The organism is Nocardia suismassiliense (assembly GCF_900269665.1).
Classification (GTDB): Bacteria; Actinomycetota; Actinomycetes; order Mycobacteriales; family Mycobacteriaceae; genus Nocardia; species Nocardia suismassiliense.
In genome coordinates this window covers 4040911-4058891 of the sequence record NZ_LT985361.1, presented here as the reverse complement: position 1 = coordinate 4058891, position 17981 = coordinate 4040911, and the positions used below count along the sequence as shown (strand labels likewise).

General features: G+C 67.9%; 17 protein-coding genes. 10 read left to right on the top strand and 7 right to left on the bottom strand.

What is annotated here, in order from left to right; genetic code table 11:
• The first annotated feature begins 14 nt into the window (after positions 1-14).
• The 4 genes from DBO33_RS18190 to DBO33_RS18175 all read left to right on the top strand — a co-directional run bounded on the left by DBO33_RS18190 (position 15) and on the right by DBO33_RS18175 (position 3045).
• Complete coding sequence (locus tag DBO33_RS18190) at positions 15-656, top strand: GntR family transcriptional regulator (RefSeq protein WP_107656111.1); 642 nt, start codon at positions 15-17, stop codon at positions 654-656.
• Positions 656-1900, top strand: coding sequence for an MFS transporter (locus DBO33_RS18185; protein ID WP_107656110.1), 1245 nt, complete (start codon positions 656-658; stop codon positions 1898-1900). The genes DBO33_RS18190 and DBO33_RS18185 overlap by 1 nt, the downstream gene beginning before the upstream one ends.
• 348 nt (positions 1901-2248) lie before the next feature.
• Positions 2249-2623 carry an RNHCP domain-containing protein gene (locus tag DBO33_RS18180; protein ID WP_107656109.1) on the top strand — a complete coding sequence of 125 codons (375 nt, stop codon included), beginning with the start codon at positions 2249-2251 and terminating at the stop codon, positions 2621-2623.
• 11 nt (positions 2624-2634) lie between these two features.
• Positions 2635-3045 carry an RNHCP domain-containing protein gene (locus DBO33_RS18175; RefSeq protein WP_107656108.1) on the top strand — a complete coding sequence of 137 codons (411 nt, stop codon included), beginning with the start codon at positions 2635-2637 and terminating at the stop codon, positions 3043-3045.
• Positions 3046-3101: 56 nt separating this feature from the next.
• Here the strand turns inward: DBO33_RS18175 and DBO33_RS18170 are convergent, their stop codons facing one another.
• The 3 genes from DBO33_RS18170 to DBO33_RS18160 form a co-directional block, all read right to left on the bottom strand.
• A complete protein-coding gene (locus DBO33_RS18170) occupies positions 3102-3974 on the bottom strand; it encodes a hypothetical protein (protein ID WP_107656107.1) in 873 nt (290 codons plus the stop codon).
• A 152-nt stretch (positions 3975-4126) separates the two neighbouring features.
• Positions 4127-5497, bottom strand: coding sequence for a HAMP domain-containing sensor histidine kinase (locus DBO33_RS18165; protein WP_199856680.1), 1371 nt, complete (start codon positions 5495-5497; stop codon positions 4127-4129).
• Entirely contained in the window at positions 5494-6165 is a 672-nt protein-coding gene (locus DBO33_RS18160; RefSeq protein WP_107656106.1) for a response regulator transcription factor, read from the bottom strand. Before DBO33_RS18160 ends, DBO33_RS18165 begins: the two co-directional genes overlap by 4 nt.
• Positions 6166-6255: 90 nt before the next feature.
• Here DBO33_RS18160 and DBO33_RS18155 point away from each other — a divergent pair, with 90 nt between their 5' ends.
• On the top strand, positions 6256-8217 hold the full coding sequence (locus DBO33_RS18155) for a glycoside hydrolase (protein WP_107656105.1): 1962 nt from the start codon (positions 6256-6258) through the stop codon (positions 8215-8217).
• 55 nt (positions 8218-8272) lie between these two features.
• Here DBO33_RS18155 and DBO33_RS18150 read toward each other — a convergent pair whose 3' ends face one another.
• From DBO33_RS18150 to DBO33_RS18135, 4 genes are all read right to left on the bottom strand, one after another.
• Positions 8273-9538, bottom strand: coding sequence for a cytochrome P450 (locus tag DBO33_RS18150; RefSeq protein WP_107656104.1), 1266 nt, complete (start codon positions 9536-9538; stop codon positions 8273-8275).
• Positions 9539-9648: 110 nt separating this feature from the next.
• Positions 9649-11028 carry an FAD-dependent oxidoreductase gene (locus tag DBO33_RS18145; protein ID WP_107656103.1) on the bottom strand — a complete coding sequence of 460 codons (1380 nt, stop codon included), beginning with the start codon at positions 11026-11028 and terminating at the stop codon, positions 9649-9651.
• Positions 11025-12161 carry a cytochrome P450 gene (locus DBO33_RS18140; RefSeq protein WP_107656102.1) on the bottom strand — a complete coding sequence of 379 codons (1137 nt, stop codon included), beginning with the start codon at positions 12159-12161 and terminating at the stop codon, positions 11025-11027. The genes DBO33_RS18145 and DBO33_RS18140 overlap by 4 nt, the downstream gene beginning before the upstream one ends.
• Positions 12162-12276: 115 nt before the next feature.
• A complete protein-coding gene (locus DBO33_RS18135; RefSeq protein WP_107660368.1) occupies positions 12277-13515 on the bottom strand; it encodes a cytochrome P450 in 1239 nt (412 codons plus the stop codon).
• 267 nt (positions 13516-13782) lie between these two features.
• On the opposite strand from DBO33_RS18135, the gene DBO33_RS18130 reads away from it, so the two are divergent.
• The 5 genes from DBO33_RS18130 to DBO33_RS18110 are packed head-to-tail and all read left to right on the top strand — an operon-like array spanning position 13783 to position 17973.
• Positions 13783-15474, top strand: a complete 1692-nt coding sequence (locus tag DBO33_RS18130; RefSeq protein ID WP_107656101.1) for an AMP-binding protein — start codon at positions 13783-13785, stop codon at positions 15472-15474.
• Positions 15475-15514: 40 nt separating this feature from the next.
• Complete coding sequence (locus tag DBO33_RS18125; protein WP_107656100.1) at positions 15515-16303, top strand: ferritin-like domain-containing protein; 789 nt, start codon at positions 15515-15517, stop codon at positions 16301-16303.
• A gap of 4 nt (positions 16304-16307) precedes the next feature.
• On the top strand, positions 16308-16889 hold the full coding sequence (locus DBO33_RS18120; protein WP_234390900.1) for a PaaI family thioesterase: 582 nt from the start codon (positions 16308-16310) through the stop codon (positions 16887-16889).
• Entirely contained in the window at positions 16886-17143 is a 258-nt protein-coding gene (locus tag DBO33_RS18115) for an acyl carrier protein (protein WP_107656099.1), read from the top strand. Before DBO33_RS18120 ends, DBO33_RS18115 begins: the two co-directional genes overlap by 4 nt.
• Complete coding sequence (locus tag DBO33_RS18110) at positions 17140-17973, top strand: SAM-dependent methyltransferase (RefSeq protein WP_107656098.1); 834 nt, start codon at positions 17140-17142, stop codon at positions 17971-17973. The genes DBO33_RS18115 and DBO33_RS18110 overlap by 4 nt, the downstream gene beginning before the upstream one ends.
• The last annotated feature ends 8 nt before the right edge of the window (positions 17974-17981 follow it).

Below are 17981 nucleotides of genomic sequence, written 5' to 3'. Positions count from 1 at the left end.
CTAAGATACAACTTGTGTCTAAGACGTATTCATCAGCTGAGCATGCCTACCGCGAGGTCAAGGAACGCATCCTGACCGGCGGTTTGTCCGGCGGCGAACTCATCAGCGAAGGCGAGATAGCCGCCGAGCTCGGCACGTCGCGGACCCCCGTGCGCGAGGCCTTTCTGCGACTGGAAACCGAAGGCTGGATGAAGCTCTACCCCAAGCGCGGCGCGCTGGTGGTGCCGATCCCGCCCGACGAGGCCGAGCACGTCGCCTACGCCCGCTATGTCGTCGAAGCCGCCGCGGTGCGTGCGCTGGCCGGCACCGACCGAACGGCCCTGACGTCACTGTTCCGTTCGTCGCTCGACCGGCAGCGCGAGCTCGCCGCGGCAGGCGACCTCGACCAGTTCGCCCTGGTGGACACCGACTTCCATCGCTCATACGTGATAGCGGCGGGCAACCCGCTACTGGCGAGCTTCTACGACTCCTTGCGCGAACGGCAGCGCCGAATGAACAGCGTCGCGCAACGCCGCGGCCCGATCGACATCGACCGCATCATCGAGCAGCACGCACACCTGGCTGATCTGATCGAAGCCGGAGAGGTGGACCGCTTTGCCACCGCACTGGCCGAGCACCTCTCCGGCGTGCACCAGCTAGAGCTACGGGGGCTGTGATGACGACGCTGACCACCGCCCTCCGGCCCACCCCCACCAAGCCCGCGACGAAGGCGTGGTGGGGTGTCGCCGCCGCGATGTTCGCCATTGCCTGGGGCGGCAACGAATTCACCCCGCTCCTGGTGATGTACAAAAACCACGGCCTGCCCGTCACCACAGTGGATCTGCTGCTGTTCTACTACGTCCTCGGCATCGTGCCCGCATTGTTGATCGGCGGGCCGCTGTCCGACCGGTACGGCCGCCGCGCGTTGCTGCGTCCGGCCCCGCTGATCAGTGCGGCGGGCTCGCTGCTGCTCGCCTTCGGATCCGCTTCTGTGCCTGCGCTTTCCGCCGGTCGGGTGCTGTGCGGGATTGCGCTCGGACTGGCCATGGCGGTCGGCAGCAGCTGGTTGAAGGAACTCGCGCAACCACCGTTCGGTCCCGCGCTGCCCGGCGGCACCGGCGCGCGTCGCTCGGCCATGAGCCTCACCGGCGGCTTCGCGGTCGGCGCGGGATTCGCTGGAGTGCTCGCACAGTGGGCACCGTGGCCCAACACCCTCGCCTATCTGATCAACGTCGCGCTGTGCCTGGTCGCCACACTGTGGGTGGCGCGGGCCGCGGAAACGGTAGTCCCCCAAGAGAACCCGGGCCGCTTACGCGATGACCTGAAGGTACCCGCAGCCGGACACCGCCGATTCCGCTGTGTGGCACTGCCGGTCGCGCTGTGGTTGTTCACCTCCGCCGGCACCGCGTACGCGGTCATGCCCACCTTGATGGCGCCGCATATCCACGGCGCACCGATCGCGTTCTCGGCACTCGTCGGAGTCGTCACGCTCAGTTGCGGTTTCGCGATCCAGTCCGTGGCCCGGCGGATCGACAAACCCGGCACCGCACGCGCAGCGGTCGTCTCGCTGGCCTTCGTCACCTGCGGAATGATCACGGCGGCTTGGGCTTCCGGCGCACTGACACTGTGGGCGACCCTGGCAACGGCCGTCGTACTCGGCGCGGGATACGGCATCGGCCTGGTCGCTGGGCTCCAGGAGATCGAACGCATCGCCACCCCAGCCGATCTGGCCGGGTTGACCGCAGTCTTCTACTCGGTGAGCTATCTGGGCTTCGGCGTGCCCGCCCTGCTGTCGTTCGTCCACGAGCAGGTGGGCTTCACCTACCCCTCGATGTTCGCCGTGGCGGCGCTCGCGGCAGCAGGCAGCCTGACGCTCGTCGTCCGGAACTACCGCGCTGATCCGCAGGCAACCTCCATATAGGCCGGCCCGGTCATTGCCGCGCACGGTCGCCGAGCGGTCGGCCGAAATCACCATCGCCGACCGGACAGCGAGGCCGCCCGCAAAATCAGTGGCGACGGCGACCGACCCGTTGCTACGGTTGCCGCCGCGCTGGTAGAGCGCCCGAGAGATCGGTTTGCCCGGGCTGACGGCCCACGGAAGAAAGAGTGCCTATGACCCGGACCGCGCCGAGCGCGCCTCATCGCGTGGCGCCGAGCCGCACCGGTTCCGCCCACGCCCGCACAGCCAACCGCCGCTAAATACTTCCGAGGCGCGCTCGGCCTGCTCCTGCTGTAACTGCATCAAGCCCTCAGCAAAGGAGTAATCCGGGTGTCAGACAACACCTCTCACGGTCCCAGCGCATCGCTGCGTACCGACACCTTCACCTGCGTGCGCTGTGGCCTCGTCGTGGCCACACTCGCGCCGGACAACAGCTGGCGCAACCACTGCCCGAGCTGCCTCAACTCACGGCACACCCATGACCACGTCGAGGGTGGCACCTCCGACTGCCGCGCCAGAATGGCGCCGCTGTCGATCGCCGTGCTGCGTACCGGCGAATGGGCCGTGGTCCATCGCTGCACCCGCTGTCACGAGCTGGCGCTGCACCCCGTGTGCGGCGACGACAACCAGCTCATCCTGATGCGCATGGCGGTCCGCCCGCTCGCCGAACCTCCGTTCCCACTCGAAGTCTTCGGCGACCTGTAGGGAGGTGCGACATGCCACGACGGAAACCGGCGGTCCGCCGCCCACAACGCACCAAGGACGTATTGCACGGTCGCGCAGGCGAATCCGGCGACGCGTTCCGCTGCGTCGGCTGCCGCATGGACGTACCGGTCACCGCGCCGGGCACCGCCCACCGCAACCACTGCCCGCACTGCCTGTCCAGCCGCCACGTGGACCGACGCGTCCCCGGCGACCGGGCCGAGCAGTGCCGGGGCCGGATGGAAGCGGTGAGCATGTCCGCCCGCGACAACGGCGAATGGCAGCTGGTGCACCAGTGTCTCGCCTGCGGGGCCCTGAAAGCGAACCGCATCGCAGGCGACGACAACGCCCTCGCCCTGATGCGAATCGCATTGCGCCCGTTGGCCGATCCCCGCATCGGCCACCGAGCGCTACTCGCGCTGTAAACGACCCCGGTGCCTGCCGATCGCTCGGCAGGCACCGGAAACAGCGTCACGCCCGGTTACTCGCCTTCGCTCACCGATCCGGCTTCGGCCTCTTGGTTGTCGGCTTGGATCGCGCGCCGCACCTGGGCGGCCTCCGCGTCGAGCGCCGCGGCCTGCAGGTACGCGGCAGTGGTTTCGGCAAGCAGGGTCGTCCACCGGGCAAGACGTTCGGTGCGGCGAAGAACTTCCCGCTCGGCCGCGGCCAGTGCCGCGTCGTCCCCGCCGGCCTCCGCCTCCACCGCGGCGGCGTGCGCCGCACGCAGCTTCTCCTCGGCACGGAATCGAAGTTCGCGGCAATGATCGGGATCGAAGACCTCGGCGCGAATGTCGGCGGCTTCGCCTTCCAGTTCGGCGATCCGGGTCAACCGCGGGTCGGTCTGATCGATCGTTTCGTCCGGAACCCATTCCTCCTCGGTGGATTCCCATGGCAGGTCGAAGGTTTCGTCGGTGAGTGCCTTGCGCTGGAGAAAGCGGCGGTGGTCTTCTTCGGCCCACTCCAGGTATTCGCGATACTCCGTCATGTCCTTGTCGGTGATCGGCCGATGCCGCGGATGGGCCGTCATGGATATCGCGACGCTGCCGTCGGCATAACGCAGCAGCACCGTGACCACGGTGACCGGGCGCGGTTCCGGGTTCCCGTCGACGCGCGCCATCATCACCTCGTACCGATGTTCCTCTACCACCGTGTCGCAGGCCTGCTCGAACAGTCCGCACGCGACCTCGTAGTACTGCCCCGCAGTGCTACCGGTCAGCGGATGTGGTTCGCCTAGTCGGCTTTCCCCCGAATCAACGGTCACCCCGTCATGGACGATCTCCCAGGTGTAGCGCTCCGCGAGCTCATCCGCGGCCGCACCGGGCGGCGCCTCAGGGGTATCGGTGACCTCGTGCACAGTCCGCTCCCATCTCGTGGCGAACAGCGGACGCGGCCCGGCTTCGAATCGCCGCTCCCGCTGGCGGTTGCACGCCTATATTTCTCCTTCCGAGCCCAGCACGCCAGCGGCAAATCTGGGGATCTTCGAAGAAGCGGAAATCCTCCGGTGGCTCAGTCCGCCGACGGAAAGGTGAGCCGGAAGAGCGCGCCACCGCCCGGAGCGGATTCGGCGGCGACATCGGCGCCGTGCAGAGCCGCTACCTGTTGGACAATGGCCAGGCCGAGACCGTATCCGGGCTTCGCCCGCGCAGTCGTGGAGCGGTAGAAGCGATCGAAGATCCGCGGGAGATCCTCCGGCGGTATGCCCGGCCCATGGTCGCGGACAGTCAATGCGTTGTGCCGCAACACAATGCGGACAACACCCTGGGGTGGACTGAATTTGGCGGCATTGTCGAGCAGGTTGGTGACGGCGCGGACGAGCCGAGCATGCGCACCGCTGACGGTGACCGGCTCCAGCTCGGACTCGAATGTCACTGTCGGCCAGTGCCGTTCAGCGGTCCGGACACAGTCCACCACCAACAGGTCGAGCCGTAGATCCTCGAAGGATTCCGGCGCGGCGGCCGGGTCGTCCGCACGCGCGAGGTCGATGAGATCGGTGACCAGACCGGAGAGTTCCTCGGACTGAATACGCAAGGCAGACACTGTTTCGTCGAGCTGCTCGCCGCTGAGGCGGGCGGCCCGGCGCAGCAGATCTATGTTGGTGCGCAGCGCCGTCAGCGGTGTGCGCAGTTCGTGCGAAGCGTCTGCGATCAAACGGTGTTGCGCCGCACGGGAATTCCGCTCAGCACTCAGCGCTTGATCGAGCTCGTCGAGCATCGTGTTGAAACTGCTTGCCAGGCTGCGCAATTCGTCGGGCCCGGCGATGGTGATGTGCTGGCGCGGGTCCCTGGTCCTCGCGATGCGCTCGGCGGCCCTGGTCAGCGTAGTGACCGGCGCGACGGCCCGGCGAGCGACAACGAACCCCACCCCGATGGCGAGCAACGTCCCGACCGCCGCCGCGGCCAGCAGGGCATAAGCGACCCGGCGCAGGCTCGTATCCACGGGATCAGCGCGCTGCGCGATCTGCACCGCACTACCGGAACGCAGTGGCGCGGTGTACATCCGGAGCGGATACCCGTCGAGCCGGATATCACTGAAGTACGCCGGTCGCGTGCCTGCCGCTACCGCCGCGGTAGCCGCATCGACCGGCAGCGGCTGGTTCGGGTCGTGCTCGGACACGATCCGCCCGTCCGCGCCCACCACCTGTACGCAGCTCGGCGCGGTCAGATACCGGCACGGCCCGGACGCCGTGGCCACCTCTGGGTCGGTGGCCACCGTGCGGCTGATGCGGGTGGCTTCCCGGCGCAGCCCGAGATCGAGCGAACGGTCGAGTTCATGCGCGACCACGACATAAGCCGCCACCCCCATCCCCGCCAGCGCGACCGCGATCGCAACCACGCAGAACAGCGCGACACGGGCGCGCAGCGAACCCGGCAGCCTCACGGCGGAGCCAGCCGGTAGCCGATCCCGCGCAGAGTGTGGATCAGCCGGGGTTCGTTGTCGGCTTCCAGCTTGCGCCGCAGATACCGTATGTAAACCTCGAGCGAGTTCGACGTCGAGCCCACCCCGGTCCCCCAGACCCGTTCGATCAGCGTCTCCCGCGGCAGCGCCTGCCCTTCGTTGCGCAACAGCACCTCCAGCAGCGCGAACTCAGTGCGACTGAGTTCCACGAGCCGGGCACCCCGTCGAACCTCGTGCGCGGTCGTGTCCATGACCAAATCCGCGCAGGAGAGCACGGCACCGTCGTCGGGGTAGGTGCGCCGAACCAACGCACGGACCCTGGCCAGCAGTTCCTCCAAATCGAAGGGCTTGACCAGGTAGTCGTCCGCGCCGGCGTCGAGCCCGTCCACCCGATCGGCGACCGCATCGCGGGCGGTGAGCATCAAGATCGGCGTGCGATCCCCCCGCGCCCGCAGCTGCCTGCACGCGGTCAGCCCGTCCATGAACGGCATCAGCACATCCAGCAGCACCACCTCCGGCTGCCACCGCTGGATCTCGGCGAGCGCGGCCGCACCGTCCCCCGCGGCGCGGGTTTCATAACCCTCGCTGTCCATCGCGCGCACCAGCGCCTCCCGGACCGCGTCCTCGTCGTCCACCACCAACACGCGCATCTTCCGGATACTACGGATCGGATCCGCGCAGGCCGGGGACCCTCATGTCGTCTCATCGAACTCTCATCCGGCTTCGGCAACGTGCCGGGCATGAGACGTCGGAGCATCGAACACACCTACCGAGGTATCGCCTTCACCACCGTTCTACTGATCGCGGGCCTCACTATCACCGCTTGCGACAGCAACCCCGACAACACGCGACCACAGCAACGCGGCGACCACGTACTGGTGCCGATCGCCGGCGGCCAGGCAGACGTGGACACCGCATCACTGGCGATCACCGGACTGGTCGACGACGGCGCGCGCATCACAATCTCAGCGGGCGCGCCCGGACTGGGCGCCGCAGGTCCGATCCGAATCACCGGCGACCTGGCCACCTGGACCTACCCCGACAAGGGCATGACCGCCTCCGCCGACACCGCCGACGGCCGCCTCCGCGTCGTCCTGCACAGCGACCGCGACGAGCGCCTGGCCTGGCCGGTCACCGGCACCGACCCCGCCGCGGCAGCCCTCCAGCTCCCCCGCGGCGAGGGACTGTCGCTCCCCGTCGACGACCCCTTCTGGAACTCCCCCGACGCCACCCTCGTCGACAGCCCCCTCGACCTGACCTCCGGGCTGACCATGCCGTTCTGGGGCTACCGCATCGGCGACCGCGGCGTCAGCTACCTCGCCCCCACCGACATCGGCACCACCTTGACGGTCACCTCAGTCGACGGGAAACTCCGCGCAACAGCCGAACACGACTTCGCGGCCAGAGCCGATACCCGCGACTACGCAGTCACTTTCGCCCTGACCGACGCGTCACCGGTCGCCGCGGCCAAGGACTATCGCGCCTGGCTCATGCAACACGGCCAATTCAAATCCCTGACCGACAAGATCCAGCAGAACCCCGCGATCTCCCAGCTCCTCGGCGCTTTCCACGCCTACCTCTGGGGCGACGGCCGCACCCCAGACGCGATCCGCAAGATGCGCGACCTCGGCCTGACCCGCATGTGGCTCGGCTACGACGCGGGCGACGACCCGATGACCCGCGCAGCCATCGACGCCGCGAAACAAGCCGGATACCTTGCCGGGCCCTACGATTCGTACGCCAACGCCCAGGACCCGGCCACCGCCGACAACCCGAGCTCTCGCTGGCCCGACCCGATCTGGCCGACCGGCTGCGTGCACAACGCGGACGGCAAGCCGCAGACCGGCTTCGGCAATCGCGGCTGCTACCTCAGTTCCCAAGCCCTGGCACAGCATCCGCGCCTGCTCGACGACAGGTACGCGAGCATCACCGCCAACGGCGCGAACACCTACTTCCTCGACGTCGACGCCGCAGGCGAGTTCTTCGACGACTACACCCCCGACCACCCGATGAACCAGCAGCAGGACCGCACCAACCGGCTGGCCCGCATGCGCGCCCTGGCCGAGGACCGCAAGCAGGTGCTCGGCTCGGAATCCGCAGGCGCATGGGCGAGCACGGTGCTCGCGTACAGCCACGGCTCCCAGACACCGGTCTCGGATCTGCTGTGGAAGGCGGAGCGAGACAAGGAAACCTGGGGCGGCTGGGCCCCGGCGCGCGCCCCACGCAACTTCTTCCAGCCCGCCGAATTACCCGCAGCCGTAGCGAAGGCCATGTTCGCCCCGGCCTACCGGGTCCCACTGTACGAAACCGTGCTGCACGACTCGGTGATCAACCTGGACCGCTGGGAACTGCCGTACTACAAACTGCCGCAACAACAAACGATGCGAGCACTGACTTCGATCTTGAACAACACCCCGCTGAACCTGGTACTGGACCAGGAGCAACTCACCACCCACGGTGCCGAGATCGCCCGCCTGCAACAGTATTTCGCACCGCTACACGAAGCAGCAGGCACCGCACCGATGACCGACTTCCAGTGGCTCACCGCAGATCATCTGGTGCAACGCAGCACATTCGGCGACGGCACATTGACGGTCACCGCCAACTTCGGCACGCAAAGCTACGCAAACCTTCCCGCAGGCTGCGTCGACGCCAAACTCGAAACCGACAACGCACCGAGACGACTCTGCCCCGGGGCATGAGCGAGAAGACCCGGTGCCCTCCGGCACCGGGCCTCCCATCTCGACCCGAGGCCGACTAGACAGGCGTAACTCGCGTCGGCAACGACTCCAGTCCACGGATCACGACATTCGGCTTGTACGGCGGCGTGTCGGTCAGCACCTCGATATCCCGCACCTTACGCAGCAACACCTCGAGCAGCACCTCCATCTCCAGCAGGGCCAGCGGCGCGCCCAGGCAGTAGTGGATGCCGAGGCTGAACCCGAGATGCTTCTTGGCCGGGTTCATCGGATCGGAGTACCGCGCCACATCGACCCGATCCGGGTCGGTGTACGCGTCATCGTCGCGATTGGCCGAATTGATCAGCGCCACAACGCCATCACCCGGCTCGAAGTCGTGGCCGGCCACCGTGATCGGCTTGGTCGCCGCCCGGGTGGTGATCTGCACCGACGGCTCCAGCCGGAGCAGTTCGTCCGGCGCCGCGGCACACAGATCGGGCCGCGCACGCAACGCGGCGATCTGATCTTGGTTGCGCATCAGCTGCAGCATGCCGGTGCCGATCAGATTCGCGGTGGTCTCGTGCCCGGCCACGAAAGTCGTGATGCAGGTGGCCAGCAACTCTTGCTCGGTCAGCACATCGCCACGGTCCTCGACCTGCGACAGCACGCTCAGTAGATCATCCTTCGGATCCATGCGCCGTTCGTTGAGCAACTCCCGGAAGTAGCCCATGAATCCGCGCGAGGCAGCGCTGCGTGCCCGCAACGCCTCCTCCGGCAGCGTGTAGTCGTGGTCGAAACCGCGCGCCAGATCCTGCGACCACTGGTGCACCTGGTTGTAGGCCTCCGGCGGAACACCGATCAGCTCGCACGCGATGATCAGCGGCAGCGGGTAGGCGATGAACTCGACCAGGTCGAATTCGCCTGCCGCCAAAGCCTTGTCGACGAGTTGCTCGGTGAGCTCCTCGATGCGCGGCCGCAGCCTGGTCACCATGCGCGGGGTGAAGCCCTTGGTCACCAGATTGCGCAGCCGGGTGTGGTCCGGCGGCTCCATCCAGAGGAACGAGGTGGGCAGTTCCTCGGGTGCGTCCTCCGGCGACACCGTCGGGTGCATCATCGCGGCCTCTTCCGCGTGGCTCCACGCGGTGGTCGACAGCACCGCGACGCAGTCCTCGTAGCGGGTCAGCAGGTGATGGCCGAGCGGGGTCTGGTGCAGTCGGCCGGCCTCCCGCAGCACCCGAGCGGGCGTATACGGGTCGGCTCGGCCTTCGGGGCCGAACAAGTGAGCGATCGCGGTCTGTACGGAATCCTGTTCCGCGACAGCCGTGCTCGCGTGCGACGAATCCATGTCGAGTGGTCCCTCCTGTACGGTGCACCGGCCACGGTGCCACCGGTCGTTCGGAATGCGTCAGCGTTCGGAATGGATAGGGAGGTGCCTGCCCGCGACGATGCGGAGCGTCACCTCGTCGGCTCGATGAGGATCGGGGTACGGTCGGCGAACGTCTGCCCGCCGAATTCTGCGACGCCGGCAGCTTTGCCATTGCCGCGCAGCATGATTCGACGCACCATGCGCGGATCCAGCAGCGCGGTCGGCGGCTCGACCAGGTTGGCCACGCGCAAAAATGTCCGCGCGACCAGCGGATCGACATGCGCGGCACGGTGAACACGCGCCACGTAGGCATTGGTGAGGCGGGTCTGTAGGGTGCGCGGGCCGAGCACACCGGGGTGGCTCAGGTCCGCGCCCGCGGCGAGCTGCCAGGCGACGTCCACCACTTTGCCTGCGGCGCAATAGAACCTGGCAGGCAACTCGTCCGATCCAGTACCGTCCGCGAGACAATCACGCAAAGCGAGCGCCTGCTGGGCTGCCACCGCCATCCCCTGGGCATACAGCGGATTGAAACTGCACAGCGCGTCACCGAGCACCAGAAACCCCGCTGGCACTGCGGCGAGCCGCTCGAACCGGCGGCGCACTGGCGCCCGAAAGCGATGCGGCACCGCATCATCGAGCGGCTCGGATGATGTCACGAGTTCATGGATGTCCGGCGCCGCAATGCTGCGCGCGAACGCAGCGAACCCGTCCGGATCGGTCGGCGGATGGTCACCGAGCATCCCGGCCAGCGTGACGTGCCAGCGGTCACCCTCGACCCGAACCGCCCCGCCGCCACGGCCGTTCGCGCCGGTAGAGATGATCACCGACGACTGACCGCCCAGTTGCCCCGGCGTACGCCGGAACATCCGCGACGCGTACCCCAGGTCGACCTCGAGCCGCTCCTCCGCCGGTGCCTGCGCACCTATGGCGGTCAGCCACATCGGCGCCCGCGAGCCACGCCCGGTCGCGTCGACTATCAGATCGGCCGCGAGCGCCTGCGCGCCGTACGCACCGGAGACCGACACCCCGCGCACCCGATCGGCGTCGCCGATCAGCCCACCGGCCACCCCTTCGCACAGCCGAACACCGGGCGTGGCCAGCGTGCGTTGCCGCAGCACGGATTCCAGCAGCGGCCTGGTCGCGATCACCGAGGTCAACCCCGTCGACGTCGGCGCGATCCGCAATCCGCCCACGTACCAGCGAGTTCCGACCAGCGCCTCCGCGGTGGTCGCGCCGCGCCCGGCCAGCTCGGAGGTGAATCCCGGATACAGCTGTTCGATGATGGTGCGCCCACGATCGAGCAGTCCGTGCAGGTGCCGTGCCTGCGGCACGCCCCGTCGGACGCCTGTCCCTTCGACGCTGTCCCGCTCCACGATGGTCACCTGCGCGAAATGCTCGGAAAGCACACGGGCCGCCAGCAATCCGGCGATGCCCGCACCGAGCACGACCGCGTGCCGCCCTTCGGTCACAGCGTCACCGGCAGCGCCATGATGCCGCGATGGATCAGGCTCGGCTGGTATTCGACCGACTCGGTGGCCAACGCCAGCTTCGGCGCCTGCGCGAGCAGCTGGCCGATCGCGGCCTCGGCTTCGATCCGCGCGAGCGGCGCGCCGACGCAGTAGTGGATGCCGAGGCTGAACCCGAGATGCTTACGAGCGGGCCGGTTTCCGACGTATCGGGTGACGTCGAAGGTGTCGGCGCCGGGAAAGACCCGCTCGTCCCGGCTGGCGGACGCGGTCAGCACGACCACGCCGTCGCCCCGCTGGAACCGATGCTCGCCGACCATGGTGTCCGCCAGCGCGACCCGAATGGTGAACTGCGTCGGCGCGTCGTAGCGCAGCATCTCCTCCAGCGCGGGCCCGATCAGCGCCGGGTTGTCCCGAAGCAGCGCCAGCTGTTCCGGGTTGCGCAGCAGCGCGAGCATGCCGTTGCCGATCAGATTGATCGAGGTCTCCATGCCCGCGACCAGCGTGAGCAGCGCGATGCCGATCACCTCGGGCTCGGTCAGCTGCCCGTCCGCACTCGCCGCGACCAAGGTGCCGAGCAGATCCGGCGTCGGCTTCGCCTTCTTCTGCTGGATCAGCCGCGCGAAGTACCCCATACACTCCATCGCCGCGGTGCCGCGCGCGGCCACCTCGTCCGCGCCGAGCAGCGAATCCGGGTCGCTGCCCCGGGCGATCGCCAACTGCCACTGCCGGAACAGCGCGCCGTCGGCCGGGTCGGCGCCGAGCAGCCGCACCGGCACCATCGCCACGGCCAGCGGCACGGCCAGGTCGTTCAGCACATCGAGCTCGCCGCGCCGCACCGCCGCCGCGATCAGATCGTGTACCACCTGCCCGGCCAGTGGCACCATCTCGGCCATCACCCGCGGCGTGAACGCCTTGGCCACCAGCTTGCGGTAGCGGCCGTGCTCGGGTGGGTCCATCCGGACGAACGAGCCGGGAATCGCGGCGGTGGTGTCGCGGAACGGGCTGATGCCCGCCGCGTACCCGTGCCCCCAGTCGGCGCCGGTCAGGATCGCGGCACACTCCTCGTAGCGGGTGATCAACGTGACCGGGACATCGCCGAAGGCGTAGGGGAACAGCGGCGCGGCGTCCCGCACCCGGCGATAGGCCGGATACGGGTCGGCCCGTTCGCTCGGCGCGAACGCGTCGAAGGTGACATCGGCGGGGACAGCAGTGCTCCTCGTGGCTCCTGTATCAGTGCGCGACCCGGTCTCATCTGCCCTCCAGCCGGACGCGAAGCTGTGACATGCCGCGCACGACCACGTTCGGCCGGTACGGCGGTTCTTCCAGCAGAGTCATGACGCCGACGCGCTCGGCGAGCGCGCGCAGCACCACCTGCATCTCCAGCCGCGCCAGCGGCGCGCCCAGGCAGTAGTGCAGGCCGAGACCGAAGGACAAGTGCCGCTCGGACTTTCGGCCCCGCGCGTACCGCGCGATATCAAAGCGATCGGCCTCGGCGAACGCCAGCGGATCCCGGTTGGCCGAGGCGAGCAGCACGATCACCGCGTCCCCCGGCGCGAAAGTGCGGCCGGCGAGGGTGATCTCGTCGTGTGCGGTTCTGGTGGTGAGATGCACCGGCGCGTCGTAGCGCAGCACCTCGTCCACCGCGGGCTCACACAGTTCTGGATAAGCCCGCAGCCGCTCGAACTCGTCCGGATTGCGGATGAGCGCGAGCACCCCGTTGCCGATCAGGTTCACCGTGGTCTCGTGCCCGGCCACCACCAGGATCAGCAGCGTGCCGAGCAATTCGGTGGACGTCAGCCGAGCACCCGCGTCGTCGGCCTGCACGAGCGCCGTGATCAGGTCCGCGCGCGGGGCTTTACGCCGCTCCTCCACCAATTCGCCGAAGAAGTCCAGGAACGCGTACACGGCGGCCGTCCGCGCGGCCAGCTCGTCCGGCGAAAGCAGCACGTCCGGATCGAGACCACGCGCAATACTCGTGGAGATCTCGCGCACATGCTGATGCGCTTCCGCCGGTACACCGAGCAGCTCACACACCATGGTCAGCGGCAGCGGATAAGCCAGCGCGTCCAGCAGATCGACATCCCGCTCGGCGAGCATCTTCGCCATCAGGTCCTCGACCAGCTGCTCCGCCCGCTCCCGCATGCCGCTGATGGTCCGCGCGGTGAACGCCTTGCTCACCAGCCCGCGCAGCCGGGTGTGGTCCGGCGGCTCCATCCACAGGAACGACCCGGGTAGCTCGACATCGCTGTCACCGTGCAGCAGTTGCGGCTCCTCCGCATGGCTCCAGCGTGGGTCCTGCATGATCGCCTGCGCCTCGTGGTGGCTGGTCACCAGTTGCATGTCGTGCGGACCCGGTACGAACGGACCCGCACCGCGCAGCACCTCATAGCTGCCATACGGGTTGTGCCGCATGTGCGGTGCGACGCTCTCGATGACCGCCAGCTGGACCGGGGTCAATTCCTCGACCGCCGAATGGTCGGAACTCACCGGCAACTCCTGGATAGCTGGATAACTGAACAGAAAGGACGGCGCCGGCAAAAATAAGCGCCACGTAATTCCCGGCTGTGCAAGTAATTTCGCGTCCATCGTCGGCCTTCCCGACAGCCGGAAGCTGCGGCGATCACCCGTTCCTATCGAGCAATAGTCGAAATCCTTTATCGTGCACTGTGATTGGTTGATCGCGCTTCTTTATCGAACACCGCAATTCACAATCAGTTCAAGGCGCCGTCACAATTCGCTGTTGTCGTGGCAGTCATGAATTCTGCGGAATCGGTCGAAACCCTGCACGGCCGCATGGCCGAGATCGCGGCCGGACACCCGGCGGTGCCCGCCACGTTCTGGTCGGTGTCGGAGACCGTGGATTATGCCGAGCTCGACCGACGCTCCCGCGTGGCCGCCGCCGCACTGGTTCGCCGCGGCGTCGCGCGCGGCGAGCCGGTGGGCATCCTGTGCCCCAACGCACCCGAGTTCTTGACCAGCCTGTTCGGGATCGCGGCGGCGGGCGGCGCGGCCACTCCCCTGCCATTGCCCGCGGGTGCGCGACACCTGGGTGGCTACCCGCAAAAATTAGCCGCCATCGTCGCGGCCGCGGGCATGCGCAAGGTGCTCATGTCGCACCGATTCGCGGACCTGGCTGCGCTCCTCGGAGACGCGGTCGACGTCGAATTGATCGACACTGCAACATTACTCAGCGCAACCGACACCGACGACGTCCCGCTGCCCGTGCTCAGCGCGCACGACCTCGCCATCGTGCAGTTCACCTCGGGCAGCACCGCCACACCCAAGGGCGTTCGCCTGACCCACCACAACGTGCTCAGCGGCCTGGCCGCGATCCGTACCGGCATCGCACTGGACCTGGCCGACACCGGCGGGTTCTGGCTGCCGCTCTTCCACGACATGGGCCTGTTCGGCACCCTGTCGGCCATCCTGCGCGGCATCCCCGCACACGTCTGGTCACCGATGGCGTTCGTCAAGGATCCGGCGCGCTGGCTCGCCGAATTCGCCACCAGCGGTACGACGATCACCGCCATGCCGAACTTCGGCTACGAGGCGCTGCTCGCCGCGATACCGCCGGAGCGGGTGCCCGACTACGACCTGAGCCACTGGCGGATCGCGTTCAACGGCTCCGAGCCGATCTCCCGCGACGTGGTCACCGCGTTCTGTGCACGTTTCGCTCCTGCGGGCTTCGCTCCGACGACCATGTTCGGCGTCTACGGCATGGCCGAAGCCACACTCGCCGTCGCCTTTCCGCCCTTGGGCCGAGAACCCTTGTTCGAGTGGGTCGATCGAGCGACGCTCGCGGATGACGCACAGGCACAGCGTGTTTCCCCGGACGCACCGGGCGCGCGGGCGGTAGCGGGCGTCGGTTCCGCCGTCGACGGACTGCGGCTGCGCATTGTCGGCCAGCACAGCGATCAGCCCGACTGTCAGCAAGACAACCAACACCACGAACTGCCCGACGGCGCGGTCGGCGAGATCCTCATCCAGGGCCCATCGGTCACCGACGGATATCTGACCGCGGCGCCAGAAACGGTCGCCGGGTTGTTCACCGACGGCTGGCTGCGCACCGGCGACCTCGGCTACCTGCGCGACGGCGAACTCTTCGTCACCGGCCGTTCCAAGGACATGATCACCGTGCGCGGCGTGAACTACTACGCCCAGGACGTCGAGGCGGCAGTCCGCGACCTCGACGGTGTCTTCAAAGGCCGCTGCACCGCCGCCACCGACCCCGACGGCGCCGACGTGATCGCCCTGATCGCCGAGACCGAACTGACCGGCGCGGCCGCCGCGGCCCTCGCCGACCGGATCAAGGCGCGGGTCGCGGCCGAACTCGGGTTGGCCGCCGTCGAGGTGTACCCGGTCGCACCGCGCAGCATTCCCCGGACCAGCAGCGGCAAGCTGCAGCGCCTCGCCGCCCGCGAGCTGGTCGCCACTCGAAAGCACTGACCACCAAGGCTATTCGCCAACAACCGAACTGGAGTCACCGGTGCACAGCTATGAAGTCTTCCGCCATTACGAGCGCCTGCATTGGAAACTGGCCGACCTGGACCTCGACACCGTCGACCGCGCCCTGGTCCGCCCCGAATACGTGACCCTGGCCAAGAGCGCGACGATGGGCGAGTCCAACGTCATCGCCGCCGTGCACGGCTTCATGAACGAGTTCGTCGACGACTACGACTTCTCTACCTTCGCCGTGGTGTGGGGCTACCAGGAAGTGCAGCACCACTACGCGTTTCGCGCCTGGCTCGGTGCCGTCGGCGAGAGCGTCGACGACAAGGCGGTCGACGCCATGCGCGAGCCGTACGCCCCCGGCAGCACGCCGTCGGCCACGCTGGCGACCAACATCATCTCCGAGCTCACGGTGAACCACATCTATCGAGCGGTAGCCGCCTGGGTGCAGGAGCCGGTCCTGAAAGGCTTGTTGCTCAGCGCGAGTCGCGACGAAGCGGGCCACGCACGCGAGTTCATCCACTACGCGACGAAGCGACTGGCACAACGTCCGGAGGAGCTGCCCTCGGTACTGGAGACGCTGTACGTGTACAGCTCCGAGGCGAAGATCAAACATCCGGTGAGCACCTTCAAAGCCGGCATCAGCGAACTCGGCGACCACGAGACCATCGACACCGGCTTCGAGCTGTTCCTCGAGCAGGTCGCCGCGGAAGGCGAGCTGGAAGTACTGCACGACAAGGTACGCCGCACCTTCGCCAACATGACGGGACTGGACCTGTCGAGCAATGGCAAGGTCCGCCGCGCACTGGCCGACGCGATCGCTTAGCGCCATGGACCGCTCCCTTGCCGTCGAGGACGTCGACCTGCCCGAGCCCACATCGCAGGCCGCGGCGACCGTCCAGGTCCCGTGGTCGGTCATCCCCGACTACCACTGCTTCGGCTGCTCACCACACAACCCGAGCGGCCTCCGGTTGGCCTTCACCCCGCACCCGGACGGCTTGCAGGCCGGCTTCCGGCTCGGCCGTGCGTTCGAGTCGTATCCCGGTGTCGTGCACGGCGGCCTGATCGGCGTGATCTGCGACGAGGTGATGGGCAATCTCATCGTGCTCGCGCGCAACTACCCGGCCTTCACGGTGTCCCAGCGCACCCGGTTCCTCACGCCACTGCTCGTGGACCACGAATACCGCTGTGTCGCAACACTGTCCGCACCGGCACCGGACCGGCCGATCCAGGCCGCCGCCGAGATCCTCGACGGCAACGGCGCCGTCTGCGCCACCTCCACCGCCACCTACCAGCGGTTCGCGCTCGACGATGTGCGCCACCAGCTCACCCTGGGCGACGACGAGGTCACCCTGCTCTCCGACGCACTGTCCGCCGCGAATACCTTGTCTATGAATGGAGTTCACTCATGACGAATCCCGCCGACATCCTGCGCACCGTCACCGAGATCGCCGCCGCCGAGACCGGCATCGCCGAGGCCGACCTGCGGCCCGACGTCGACCTGCGTGGCATGGCGGGCGTCGACTCCGTGCGAGTGCTGCGCATGGTCGCCAAGATCGAGCGCACCTATGACATCGAGCTGGAGGACGAGGACGTCTTCGGCCTGTCCACCCTCAACGATGTCGTCGAGGTCGTGGATCGGACGCTGAGCGAGGCGGCCGCATGACCGTCACCGCCGACACCAACCAGCACTACGATCTCGATCCGGACATCTTCGGCCAGTTCCTCGACCCGCTGCGCAAGTACAGCTCCGCGCTGTACACCGCCGACACCGACACCCTGGAGCAGGCGCAGCGCACCAAGCTCCGGTTCGTCGCCGACCGGCTCAGCCTGCGCGGCGGCGAGCGACTCCTGGACGTCGGCTGCGGCTGGGGTTCGCTGATCCTGTTCATGGCCGAGGAGTTCGGCTGCGACACACTGGGTATCAGCCCGGCACCGCGCCAGCACGAGTACATCGCGGAGCAGGCGGCGGCGCGCGGAGTCGCCGAGCGGGTCCATACCCGGGTCGGCCATTTCGAACAGCTCGACCTGCCGCACCGCAGCGTCGACGCGGTAACCCTGCTCGGTTCGATCGTGCACATGCCCGATCTCGGCGAGGTCTTCCGGCGCGCCCGCACGGTGCTGCGCCGCGGCGGCACGCTGTATGTCTCGGAGAGTTGCTTCCGAAACGCCTCGGCGCGCACCGCTTTCGACACCCGGGCCGGCACCGAGTTCGTGCGCGAGGACATCTTCGGCTGGGGTGATCTGCGTCCGCTGTCGGACCTGGTGACCGCCGCCGAGGACGCGGGTTTCTCGATCATCGCGGTGGACGATCTCACCGACCACTACCGGCGCACCATCGACGACTGGATCGCCAACGTGTACGCCTCCGCCGACCGCATCGACGCGCACGGGCCGGGCCTGGCCGCCAAACTGCGGCACTACCTGGAGATCGCCAACGCCGGATGGGGCTACACCACAAAACATTACGCACTGACGTGCCGTAACGCCCGCTGAGGGTCAGG

What these genes read in the sequence shown, in the direction of transcription:
- DBO33_RS18185 (WP_107656110.1), top strand. Translation starts at nt 656, where the DNA reads ATGACGACGCTGACCACCGCCCTCCGGCCCACCCCCACCAAGCCCGCG.
- DBO33_RS18175 (WP_107656108.1), top strand. Translation starts at nt 2,635, where the DNA reads ATGCCACGACGGAAACCGGCGGTCCGCCGCCCACAACGCACCAAGGAC.
- DBO33_RS18160 (WP_107656106.1), bottom strand. Translation starts at nt 6,165, where the DNA reads ATGCGCGTGTTGGTGGTGGACGACGAGGACGCGGTCCGGGAGGCGCTG.
- DBO33_RS18155 (WP_107656105.1), top strand. Translation starts at nt 6,256, where the DNA reads ATGAGACGTCGGAGCATCGAACACACCTACCGAGGTATCGCCTTCACC.
- DBO33_RS18150 (WP_107656104.1), bottom strand. Translation starts at nt 9,538, where the DNA reads ATGGATTCGTCGCACGCGAGCACGGCTGTCGCGGAACAGGATTCCGTA.
- DBO33_RS18130 (WP_107656101.1), top strand. Translation starts at nt 13,783, where the DNA reads ATGAATTCTGCGGAATCGGTCGAAACCCTGCACGGCCGCATGGCCGAG.
- DBO33_RS18120 (WP_234390900.1), top strand. Translation starts at nt 16,308, where the DNA reads ATGGACCGCTCCCTTGCCGTCGAGGACGTCGACCTGCCCGAGCCCACA.
- DBO33_RS18115 (WP_107656099.1), top strand. Translation starts at nt 16,886, where the DNA reads ATGACGAATCCCGCCGACATCCTGCGCACCGTCACCGAGATCGCCGCC.
- DBO33_RS18110 (WP_107656098.1), top strand. Translation starts at nt 17,140, where the DNA reads ATGACCGTCACCGCCGACACCAACCAGCACTACGATCTCGATCCGGAC.